General features: G+C 69.5%; 13 protein-coding genes. 4 read left to right on the top strand and 9 right to left on the bottom strand.

Features of this window, described 5'->3' with window-relative positions; translation table 11 throughout:
• Positions 1–24: 24 nt before the first annotated feature.
• Genes FNH24_RS20675 through FNH24_RS20685 form a run of 3 tightly spaced genes read right to left on the bottom strand, consistent with a single transcriptional unit; the run spans position 25 to position 4301 of the window.
• On the bottom strand, positions 25–1098 hold the full coding sequence (locus FNH24_RS20675; protein ID WP_152364070.1) for a BUD32 family EKC/KEOPS complex subunit: 1074 nt from the start codon (positions 1096–1098) through the stop codon (positions 25–27).
• Positions 1099–1107: 9 nt separating this feature from the next.
• Positions 1108–2310, bottom strand: a complete 1203-nt coding sequence (locus FNH24_RS20680) for a class I SAM-dependent RNA methyltransferase (protein ID WP_152364071.1) — start codon at positions 2308–2310, stop codon at positions 1108–1110.
• On the bottom strand, positions 2310–4301 hold the full coding sequence (locus FNH24_RS20685; RefSeq protein ID WP_246186992.1) for an APC family permease: 1992 nt from the start codon (positions 4299–4301) through the stop codon (positions 2310–2312). The genes FNH24_RS20680 and FNH24_RS20685 overlap by 1 nt, the downstream gene beginning before the upstream one ends.
• A gap of 84 nt (positions 4302–4385) precedes the next feature.
• On the opposite strand from FNH24_RS20685, the gene FNH24_RS20690 reads away from it, so the two are divergent.
• Genes FNH24_RS20690 through FNH24_RS20700 form a run of 3 tightly spaced genes read left to right on the top strand, consistent with a single transcriptional unit; the run spans position 4386 to position 6643 of the window.
• Positions 4386–5033 (top strand): potassium channel family protein, encoded by a 648-nt coding sequence (locus FNH24_RS20690; RefSeq protein WP_175047903.1) that lies wholly within the window; start codon positions 4386–4388, stop codon positions 5031–5033.
• A gap of 2 nt (positions 5034–5035) precedes the next feature.
• A complete protein-coding gene (locus tag FNH24_RS20695; RefSeq protein WP_152364074.1) occupies positions 5036–5737 on the top strand; it encodes a potassium channel family protein in 702 nt (233 codons plus the stop codon).
• Positions 5738–5746: 9 nt separating this feature from the next.
• Entirely contained in the window at positions 5747–6643 is an 897-nt protein-coding gene (locus FNH24_RS20700; protein WP_152364075.1) for an LLM class flavin-dependent oxidoreductase, read from the top strand.
• On the opposite strand, the gene FNH24_RS20705 is transcribed toward FNH24_RS20700, so the two are convergent.
• The 5 genes from FNH24_RS20705 to FNH24_RS20725 all read right to left on the bottom strand — a co-directional run bounded on the left by FNH24_RS20705 (position 6627) and on the right by FNH24_RS20725 (position 9708).
• Positions 6627–7340: a DUF3159 domain-containing protein gene (locus tag FNH24_RS20705; RefSeq protein WP_152364076.1), complete on the bottom strand. Its 714-nt coding sequence runs from the start codon at positions 7338–7340 to the stop codon at positions 6627–6629. The genes FNH24_RS20700 and FNH24_RS20705 overlap by 17 nt on opposite strands.
• Positions 7337–7720, bottom strand: coding sequence for an OB-fold nucleic acid binding domain-containing protein (locus tag FNH24_RS20710; RefSeq protein ID WP_175047904.1), 384 nt, complete (start codon positions 7718–7720; stop codon positions 7337–7339). Before FNH24_RS20710 ends, FNH24_RS20705 begins: the two co-directional genes overlap by 4 nt.
• A gap of 93 nt (positions 7721–7813) precedes the next feature.
• Positions 7814–8677: a DUF3710 domain-containing protein gene (locus tag FNH24_RS20715; protein ID WP_161606235.1), complete on the bottom strand. Its 864-nt coding sequence runs from the start codon at positions 8675–8677 to the stop codon at positions 7814–7816.
• A gap of 64 nt (positions 8678–8741) precedes the next feature.
• Positions 8742–9233 (bottom strand): dUTP diphosphatase, encoded by a 492-nt coding sequence (dut, locus tag FNH24_RS20720; protein WP_246187002.1) that lies wholly within the window; start codon positions 9231–9233, stop codon positions 8742–8744.
• A 16-nt stretch (positions 9234–9249) separates the two neighbouring features.
• Entirely contained in the window at positions 9250–9708 is a 459-nt protein-coding gene (locus FNH24_RS20725; protein ID WP_161606236.1) for a DUF3093 domain-containing protein, read from the bottom strand.
• Between the two features lie 44 nt (positions 9709–9752).
• Between FNH24_RS20725 and FNH24_RS20730 the strand changes: the two genes are divergently transcribed.
• Complete coding sequence (locus FNH24_RS20730) at positions 9753–10040, top strand: DUF4235 domain-containing protein (RefSeq protein ID WP_152364080.1); 288 nt, start codon at positions 9753–9755, stop codon at positions 10038–10040.
• Positions 10041–10143: 103 nt separating this feature from the next.
• Here FNH24_RS20730 and FNH24_RS20735 read toward each other — a convergent pair whose 3' ends face one another.
• Complete coding sequence (locus FNH24_RS20735; RefSeq protein WP_152364081.1) at positions 10144–10446, bottom strand: DUF4193 domain-containing protein; 303 nt, start codon at positions 10444–10446, stop codon at positions 10144–10146.
• Between the last annotated feature and the right edge of the window lie 175 nt (positions 10447–10621).

Here is a 10621-nt window from a genome sequence, read left to right on the forward strand (position 1 = left end):
AGCCAAGCAGATGGGAGCCGTGGCTCAGTCGACCGGGACCTCCGCCGCCCGCAGCAGTTCGCCCAGCCGGGCGTCGCCGAAGCGAGTGTTCTTCCGCCGATTCTTCTGCAATGTGATGAAGAAGTCGATCATGAACTCGATGATCGCGCGATACCTGATGACCGACTCGATCACCGCCGGATGAGCGACCCCGGCGAGCCGCTCGGCGCCGCGCACCAATCCCAGCTCGATCGCAAGATTGTCGTCACCGGCGGCACCCACCAGAGCCCGTGCCTGTTGCTGTTCAGCGGTCGGCAGCGATCGATACCAGCGCATCAGTTGCGGCCCGAATCCGTACAGGATCTCGCCCAGGTCGAACAGCCGGTGCCGGTCGAGGAACTCGCGCTCGCGCGCGGTCAACGAGAATCTCCCGTCCAGCGCCAGCCCGAAGTCGGTCAGGTAGACGCGATCGCCGTCCGTCATGATGTTGCCGAGGTGCGCATCGAAGTGCACGATTCCCTGGTCCCGCAGGAATGCCGTCGTGTCGCACAGCTGCCCGATCAGCCGCGGGGTGTCCTCCGGATGCTCCAGCAGCCAGTCCGCCAGTGGATGAGCCAGGTGTTCGAGGAAGATCATCGCCTCGTGCGTCCCGCCGGCGCGCTCGGTCAGGAACCGCTCGATGCCCCGGCTGGAGTTCCAGTACCGGACGTACCGTTCAAGATCAGCCGGTCCCGTCGACGCCCGTCCGGCACGCCGAACCACCCGCACGTGATAGGCGAGCGGAAAGGTGGCGACGGCGTCGGCGAGGACCTGATTCGACAGCTTGAGATAGGTGATGATCTCCCGCCACGCCCCGAACCCCGCTGACCCGATCCCGTATTGGTAGCAGGTCGGCAGCCGGTAGTGGTTCCGGGTGGAGTAGGGCCGCGCCAACTCCAACTCGGTCAACGGAATGATCTTGACGAAGACGGGCTCACCGGCCACCTCGACCGTCCGGACGCTGCCCCAGCCCGGCGTGCCGGCTGGATTCCCCACCAGCACCCGCAGGGCATCGTCGTCGTGGTGGGCGAGCTCGGTGCTGATCTTCGCGTAGCGTGCCCGCCGGAGCGCCGAATCCATCCCCGTACGTTAGTCGGCCGGCGCCGGCTCCAGGATGGCGACGCACTCGACGTGGTGCGTCATCGGGAACAGGTCGAACGCCCGCAACGAGACCGGGCGGTAGCCGCGATCGCCGAAGTAGGCCAGGTCGCGGGCCAGGGCGGCCGGATCGCAGGCGACATAGGCGATCGCGCGCGGCTGTCGCCGTGCCACCGCGGCGACGACCCGACGGCCGGCTCCCACCCGAGGCGGGTCCAGGACGACCAGGTCGACCTGATCGGGCAGACCGCCGCGAGCCTTCGGCCGCTCCAGCACCCGCTCCACCGACCCGGCGACGAACCGGGCCCGCCGGCCCACATCGGCCAGGTTGCGACGGGCCGAGGCTACGGCCGGCTTCGAGCCCTCGACCCCGGTCACCGGGCCGCAACCATGATCAACCAGTGCGGCCGCGAACAAGCCCACCCCGCAGTAAAGGTCGAAAGCGGACTCGCCGCGGCGCGGAGCCAGCCCGGTGATCACCGCTTCGGACAGCAGCCGCGGCGCGGCCGGATGTGCCTGCCAGAAGCCATCCACCCCGACCGTGAACTCGCGATCACCGGCACGCTCCAGCACGGTGCCGGCCGGATGGTGTTCGGAGGCCCAGACGGTGCCGCCGGCCGCGGCCACGCCGATGATCGAGTCCGCACCCTCCGGCACCCGCGGCGGTACGGCGATCGACGGCGCGGCGATCCGGCAGCCATCGGCCGGCAGCATGATCACCCGGTCCGACCGATGGGCCCGCAGCCCGAAGCTGTCGTCCGCCGAATCCTGATCGGGCCCGGCGTGATACCGCATCCGGCTCCGCCAGCCCAGGCCATCCGGATCCCCGCCGGCGGGCTCGACCTCACCGGTCCAGTCGAGGTCGGCCAGGCGCAGCAACTGCTCCGCCACGACGGCGCGTTTCAGCTCCCGCTGAGTGGCCGGGTCGGCGTGCTGGAAGTCGCAGCCACCGCAGCGGCCCGGGCCCGCGATCGGGCACGGCGGCTGGACCCGTCCCGGCCCCGGATCGAGGATCTGCACCGCGTCCCCGCGCCAGTAACGATCATGACTGCGATCGGTGATCTTGATCATCACCCGCTCCCCCGGCAGCGCGTGCCGGACGAAGATCACCCGGCCCTGATCACGGACCACGCAGTGGCCGCCATGTGCCACCGGCCCGACATCGGCCGGGCCGACCAACTCCTCGGCCGGCATCAGCGCCGCCGGCGGGCGCCCTGGAGATCGGACCGCGCCAGCCGGCGTTCGGCGACGTCCGCCGTGGCCAGCAGATACGGCACCGAGGTCACCATCACGCCCGGGGTGAACAGCAGCCGGCCCTTGAGCCGCAGCGCGCTCTGGTTGTGCAGGATCTGCTCCCACCAGTGACCGACCACGTACTCGGGGATGTAGACGGTGACCACGTCCCGCGGGCTCTCCGACCTGATCGTCTTCACATAGTCGAGGATCGGGTTGGTCACCTCGCGGTACGGCGAGGCGACGACCTTCAACGGGATCGGGATCCCCGCCTCGTCCCAGGCCCGCACCAGGTTGGCCGTCTCCTCGTCGTTGACGTCGACGGTGATCGCCTCCAGCGTGCTGGGCCGGGACGCCTTGGCGAAGGCCAGCGCCCGCGCGGTCGGCTTGTGCAGCTTGCTGACCAGCACGATCGCGTGCACCCGGCTGGGCAGGGTCTTCGCTTCGCCCGGCACCAGCGCCGTCTCCTCCGCCACCGCGTCGTAGTGCCGCTTGATCAACTTCATCAACACGAACAGCACGGCCATCGCGATGATCGCGATGTAGGCGCCCTGCAGGAACTTGGACAGCAGGACGATGATCAACACCGTCCCGGTCATGGTCAGGCCGATGGCATTGATCACCCGCGATCGCTGCATCCGCCGCCGTTCGCCCGGCCGGGTCTCCGTCTTCAGCGCCCGGGTCCAGTGCCGCAGCATGCCGGCCTGACTGACCGTGAACGAGACGAACACGCCGACCACGTACAACTGGATCAGGGCCGTCACGTTCGCATCGAAGGCGAGGATCAGGATGATCGCCAGCGTGGCCAGCACGATGATCCCGTTGCTGTACGCCAGCCGGTCGCCGCGGGTGTGCAGCTGCCGCGGCAGGTAGCCGTCCCGGGCCAGGATCGAGCCGAGCACGGGGAAGCCGTTGAACGCCGTATTGGCGGCCAGGAACAAAATGATCATGGTCGCCGCGACAACGAAATAGAAGCCGATCGGGAAGCCGGAGAAGATCGCCCGGGCCAGCTGGCCGATCGCCGTCTCCTCGATGATGTCGACCCGGACCCCGTTCAGCGTGTAGAAGGAGTGAGCGGGATCGATCAGTCGCAGCCCGGTCAGGTTGGCCAGGGTGATCACCCCGAGCAACATGCTGACCGCGACCACGCCGAGCAGCAGCAGTGTGGTCGCCGCGTTCTTGCTCTTCGGCTTGCGGAAGGCGGGGACGCCGTTGGAGATCGCCTCCACCCCGGTCAACGCCGCGGAGCCGGACGAGAAGGCCCGGGCCAGCAAGACCACCATCATCAGGCCGGTGAAGGAGGTGAAGGCGGGATCCCCCACCACCTCGTACTGCGCGCTGTGCACCCGCACCGGATCATTCATGATCAAGATCCGGATCAGGCCGACCGCGACCATGCCGATGATCCCGATCATGAAGCAGTAGGTCGGGATCGCGAACAGCGTGCCCGACTCCTTCACCCCGCGCAGATTCAGCGCCATCAGCAGCGCCACCGCCGCCGCGGCGATCCAGCCCTCGTGGCCCTCGATGAACGGCAGCGCCGACTTCGCGTTCTGCACCCCGGAGCTGACCGACACCGCAACGGTCAGCACGTAGTCGACCAGCAGCGCGCTGGCCACGGTGGTGCCGGCGTTGCGGCCGAGGTTGACCGTGGCCACCTCGTAGTCGCCGCCGCCGGACGGATAGGCGTGCACGTTCTGCCGGTACGAGGCGACGACGACCAGCATCACCACGGCGACGGCGATCGCGATCGGCCAGGAGAACGCGAAGCCCGCCATGCCGGCCAACGACAACGTCAGCAGGATCTCGTCCGGCGCGTAGGCGACCGAGGACAAGGCGTCCGAGGCGAAGACGGGAAGGGCGATCCGCTTCGGCAGCAACGTCTCGCCGAGCTGGGTGCTCCGCAGCTTGCGCCCCACCAACAGGCGCTTGCCGAGGTCCGAAAAACTCACGTCCCGACACTCTAGACCTACCACCGCGGGCCAGGCCGCCCAACCGGCGCGTCGTGTAGCGTCTTCGCTGTGCACATCGTGATCATGGGCTGCGGTCGCGTCGGCTCGACGCTCGCTCGGGCGCTGGAGCGACGGGGTCATTCGGTGGCCGTGATCGACATGCAGCCGGCTGCCTTCCGCCGGCTCGGCCCCGACTTCACCGGCACCACGGTGAAGGGGGTCGGCTTCGATCGCGAGGTGTTGACGGAGGCCCGGATCGGTGACGCGAGCGCCTTTGCGGCCGTGTCCAGCGGCGACAACTCCAACATCCTGGCCGCCCGGGTGGTCCGCGAAACGTTCGGCGTGGAAAACGTCGTCGCGCGGATCTACGATCCCGGCCGGGCCGAGGTCTACGAGCGGCTCGGCATCCCGACGGTCGCCACCGTGCGCTGGACCGCCGACCAGGTGATCCGCCGGCTGCTGCCGGCCGGCTCCGAACCGCAGTGGCGCGACCCGTCGGGCAGCGTCCGGCTGCTCGAGGTCCACGTCGATCCCGCCTGGGTCGGCCGCACGATCGGGCAACTGGAGGAGGCCAGCGGCGCCCGGATCCCGTTCCTCGGCCGGCTCGGCACGGGCCACATCCCCAAGATGACCTCCGTCTTCCAGGACGGTGATCTGCTGTACGCGGCGGTGCAGGACGCCCGGCTGGCCGAGGTGGAGACGATCCTCGGCACTCCCCCGAAGGAAGATTGATCATGCGCGTCGCCATTGCCGGAGCCGGGAACGTGGGCCGCTCGATCGCCGGCGAGTTGATCGAGAACGGTCACCAGGTGCTGCTGATCGACCGCGACCCGCACGCGATCAAGACCGAGACGGTGCCGGACGCGGAGTGGCTGCTCGCCGATGCCTGCGAGCTGTCCTCGCTGGAGGAGGCGGAGATCGACAGCTGCGACGTCGCGATCGCCGCCACCGGCGACGACAAGGTCAACCTGGTCGTCTCGCTGCTGGCCAAGACCGAGTTCGGGGTGCCGCGGACGGTGGCCCGGGTCAACCACCCGAAGAACGAGTGGCTGTTCAACGAGGTCTGGGGCGTCGACGTCGCGGTGTCCACGCCGCGGCTGATGTGCGCCCTGGTCGAGGAGGCGGTCAGCGTCGGCGACCTGGTCCGGCTGCTCACGTTCCACGAGGGCGAAGCCAACCTGGTCGAGATGACCCTGCCGGAGAGCAGCCCCCAGATCGGCGTCCGGGTCGGCGACATCGGCTGGCCCGGCGACGTCGTCCTGGTCGCGGTGATCCGGGACGGCCATGCCCGGCCGCCGGACCCGGACGGCACCCTGGAGTCGGGCGACGAACTGCTTTTCGTCACCGCCCAGGACTACGAGCAGGAGCTGGCCGAGATGCTGTCGCCGCGCGGCGAGGTCCGCAGCGCGCAGCAGGTCGGCCTGCCCAATCCCTGAGGGGGACCCATGAAGGTCGGCGTGATGCTCCCGGTCGGTGACTCCGACGGACCGGACGGCGGCGTCCCCAGCTGGACGGACGTCCGCGACATCGCGATCGCGTCGGAGCGGTCGGGGCTGGATTCCGTCTGGCTCGCCGACCACCTGCTGCACCGTGGCCCGGACGGCGCGACCCACGGGCTGCACGAGGCCTGGACGCTGCTCAGCGCGGTCGCCGCGGTGACCGAACGGGTCGACCTCGGCACGATGGTGCTCTGCGCCTCGTTCCGCGACCCCGGGCTGACCGCGAAGATGGCGGCGACGCTCGACCTGGTGTCGGACGGACGGGTGATCCTGGGGGTCGGCGCCGGCTGGCACGATCCGGAGTACGAGGCGTTCGGGCTGCCCACCGACCACAAGGCCGGGCGGTTCGCGGAGTGGCTGGAGATCGTCGCCCGGCTGCTGCGCTCGGAGACCGTGACCTTCGACGGCACGTACCACCGGGTCGCCGACGCCGTCCTCGCCCCGCCGCCGGCGCGGCAGATCCCGATCCTGGTCGCCGCGCGGCGACCGCGGATGCTGGAACTGACGGCGCGCTGGGCCGACCAGTGGAACACCGCCTGGTTCGGCACCGTCAACGAGACGGTCGAGGAACGGCTCCGGGAGTTGCGGGACGCGGTCACCACGGCCGGCCGGCCGCTGGACGAGGTCGCGCCGACGGTCGGCCTCACGGTGATCGATCCGGACCAGGCGGCCGACGCCGAGGCCGGTCCGAATGCGATCTCGGGCTCCGTCGATGAGCTGGCCGAGGCGATCCGGGGTTATCAGGACCTGGCGGTGGACCAACTGATCGTCGGGCTCAGGCCGACGACCGTACGTTCGGTGGAACGGTTGGCCGAGGCCAAGCGGCTCAGCGCGGCTCGGTAGCGGTCGGTTCGTCCGCCGCCGGCTCGTCGGTCGGGCGGGCCCGGGCCAGCGACGATTCCTCGATCGGGGTCCGGCCGCGGGACAGCATCACGCCGATCACCGCCAGCGCCGCGATCAGCAGCGGCCAGCCCAACACCACCTTGGCGATGCCCAGCAGCAGCACCTGATGGGTCAGGAACAGCGGCAGCTGAACGACCACCCGGATCGTGTACGAGATCGCCATCACCGCGGTCAGCTTGCTCATCATCTTGACCAGGCCACGGTCCGCCGCCCAGCCGGTCGGATCGCCGAGCGCGGCGCCGATGACGAAGCCGAACAGGGGCCGACCAACAGCAATGGTGATGATCGCCACCGCGGCCAGGGCCCCGTTGTAGAGGATCCCGGGGACGAAGGCGTCCTCGGCCCGGCCGGTGCGGGCCGCGACGACGACGGCGACCACGGTCGGCACCACGGCCTGCAGCACGTAGCGGATCGGCTGCCGCTGGACCAGCCGGATCACGGCCAGCACGCCGGCGATCGCGACCGCGGCGATGATCGCCGGGATCAGCTGCTGGCCGATCACCCAGGCGACGGTGAAACCGACGAACGGCAGGGCGCCCTCGAGCATGCCGCGCGGGCCGCCGAGGGCCTTCGACATCTCGTGCCGGACCCACTCCTCGACGTAACGGAATTTGGGTTGCTCGGAGGCCTCCGTCATGAGGGGGACGGGCTCGAGATCAGCTCATACCGCGGGTTGTACATGATCCGGCCCTCCTCACCACAGCTGATCCGGCCGCTGACCAGGACGGACCGGCCGGCGTGGATGCCGGGGATCTGCCGTCGGCCGAGCCAGACCAGGGTGACCGCCCCGGAGCCGTCACGCAGCTCCGCCTCGAGGGCCGGATGGCCGCCGCGCGGGTTGATCGTCACCGCGGCGATGGTGCCCGCCAGGTCGACCACCTCGCGGTCCTTGCACTGCTTGATCGGCACGGCGCCGGAGTCGCGGACGGTCTTCTGCAACTCCGCGGAGTCGAGCTCGTCGTTCGACGATGCCATCCGCTTCAGCACCCGGGAGAAGAACTCGCCGGCCTTGCCCATGATCATCACTTCCGATGTCGCGGTTGCGTGCTCAGCCTGTCTTGGTGACCGAGTCATTCGAATGGAAACCCGATCCGGGCATCCACACCACCATTATCCCGCTCCTTCAAGGCCCTCCGAATCCTCGGCGGCGGACTCTTCCGTCCGCGGCAGGGAGAGCGGCAACAGGTCGCCCGGCGCCCGCGCCTCGTCGCCGCGGCGCACCACCGTCGCCCGGAAACAGGCGAGCAGTTCGGCCACCGGCGACTCGAGGCCGTCGACCAGCGCGGCCTGACCGTAGACGATCCCGCGGAGCAGCCAGCGCGGCCCCTCGGCCACCCACATCCGGGACGGCTGGTAGCCCTGCTCGCCGTCCGGCGTCTGCACCGGCAGCAACCGGCGCAGCTCAACCCCGAACGGACCCTCGACCACGGCGGCCGAACCGCCGGCGCCGGTGGCGGCTTCGGTCAGCTCCTCCCGCAACTCGGGCCACAGCCCGCCGCTGCGGGGCGCCGCGAACGCACCCAGCTCGAGCGCGGAATCCTTGCTGATCAGCATCGCCGAGACGATCTGCTGGTTCTCGTCGGCGACCTGCAGCCGCAGCTCGGCCCCCTCGAACCCGGTGATGATCATGCTGCCGAGATCGATCCGCGGCACCGATTCGCCGGACTCGAGATCGAACTCGGCGATGTCGTACGGACCCTCGGCGCGCCAGTCCTGCTGATCGAGTTCGTCCACGTCAAGATCGGCCGCACCGGTCGCGTCCGCCGCACCCGTGGGTTCCGTCTCGTCGGACTCAGCCGACTCAGCCGTCTCGTCGGACTCAGCCGTCTCGTCGGACTCAGCCGTCTCGTCGGAATCGGCGGGCGCAGCGGACTCGTCGGTCACGGAGTCGTCGGATTCGGCGGGTCCGGAGTCCGTCGCGTCGTCGTCGGCCAGGTCATCCGTCGGGGTTTCGGTGGCGACCTCTTCAGCCACCGTTTCCCCCTGGCCGTCATCGCGGCGCTTCCTCCGTCGAAAGATCACCTGCCGCACCTTAGCGTCATGCGGGAGGCTCGGTTGCGGCGTGCCCGCCGGTCGAGCCGTAACCGCCGCTGCCGCGGACCGATTCCGGCAGCGAGTCCACCGTCACGAAGTCGGCCCGGCTGACCCGCTGCACCACCAACTGGGCGATCCGATCACCGCGGCTGATCGTCACCGATTCCCGCGGGTCGGTGTTGATCAAGCACACCTTGATCTCGCCGCGATAGCCCGCATCGACCGTGCCCGGCGCGTTGACGACGGTGACGCCGTGCCGGGCGGCCAGCCCGGATCGCGGATGCACGAACGCGGCAAAGCCCTCGGGCAGCGCGATCGCGATCCCGGTGCCGACCAGTCGCCGCTCCCCCGGCGCGAGCTCGACGGTCTCGGTCGATCGGAGGTCGGCCCCGGCGTCACCGGGATGGGCGTAGCTCGGCGGTTCGAGTCCGGGATCGAGCCGTTTCAGCTCCACCCGTATCGCCTCGGCGGTCGACGTCAGCACGTCGGCACTCACAGTCACCGGCAGGACACTACCCGCGCGAGCCCGGCTCGGCCGCGGCCTTGATCAGCGCGTCGGCCAAACGTTCCGGATGCCGGGAAGAGATCAACCAGTACGGCACCGGGTCGGCCGGGTCGGCCAGCTCGACCTCGACCGCGTCCCGCAGGTACGGCCGGAGCACCAGGTAGGCCCGGGCGTCCGCACCCCGGCCCCGCCGCTCCCGGGTCTGCTCGGCGTCCAACGGCCGGCAGCTCGCGACGAACCGGTGCTCGATGAACGCCCGGCCCACCTTCAGCCCGGACCCGTCGACGATGATCATGGTCGATCCGGACAGCAACACCGCGCCGATCACCGCGAACACGGCGCCCGCGACCGCCAGGCCCCACCACCAGCCGATCGCCACCCCGAGCACCGGCCACAGTGCCAGGGCGCCGAGCAACGCCACCAGCCACCAGGACAGCGGGGACCTCAGCCGCTCCGAATACAGCACGCCGATCACCCTAACCGCAGGGCACTTCGGCTAGCCTGGCGCGTGTGGAGCAGAAACTGCTGTGGAAGGTCTACATCGGCGTGCTCGGCGCAGTCTCGACGATCGCCGCGCAGAAGATCATCACGACCGCCTGGAAGGCGGCGACGGGTGACACGCCACCCAGTCCGACCGACCCGGAGACTCCGGTCAAGGTCGCGGTGAGCTGGGCCATCGCCAGCGGCGTCGGCGTCGGGGTGACCCAACTGCTGGTCACCCGGCTCGCCGCCAAGCGGTGGTCGAAGCAGACCGGGTCCGCGCCGTCGGCCATCCCCGGCATCAAGTTCAAGATCTGAATCCGAGCCAGACACGCCGAGGCGTCACCTCCGAATCGGAGGTGACGCCTCGATCTCGTTGTGAGGTCGCCCGGAGAGGGGGCGTTCGGGATGCTGCCCGGGTTCAGCCCGCGCAGTCGAAGCAGTAGGCGTCCCCGTTCGCCTTCTGTTCCGCGATCTGGCTTCGGTGCCGTACCAGGAAACATCCCGCACAGGTGAACTCGTCGGACTGCCGTGGCAGCACCCGAACCGTGAGTTCCTCGTGCGACAGGTCGGCCCCCGGGAGCTCGAAGCTCTCGGCGGCTTCGGCCTCGTCCTCGTCCACCGTCCCCGAGTTCTTGTCGTTGCGGCGGGTCTTGAGCTCCTCGATGCTGTCTTCGCTCAGTTCCTCTTCGGTCTTACGTGGGGCGTCGTAATCGGTCGCCATCGTTCCCTTCCTGGGGTTGATCGCCCAGCCTGACTGCTGAAGTCGTGCGCATACTTATCACATCGTTCAAGTCGGCGTTCCCTCCCAACCCTCGTGTCGGGACCTTCAACGCATCTAGAGTCAGAAAATTCCGGCTTCGGCGACCGGGTTTCCTGAGCCTGTGACATCGCTTTCC

This window comes from Microlunatus speluncae (genome assembly GCF_009299835.1).
GTDB classification, from domain to species: Bacteria; Actinomycetota; Actinomycetes; order Propionibacteriales; family Propionibacteriaceae; genus Microlunatus; species Microlunatus speluncae.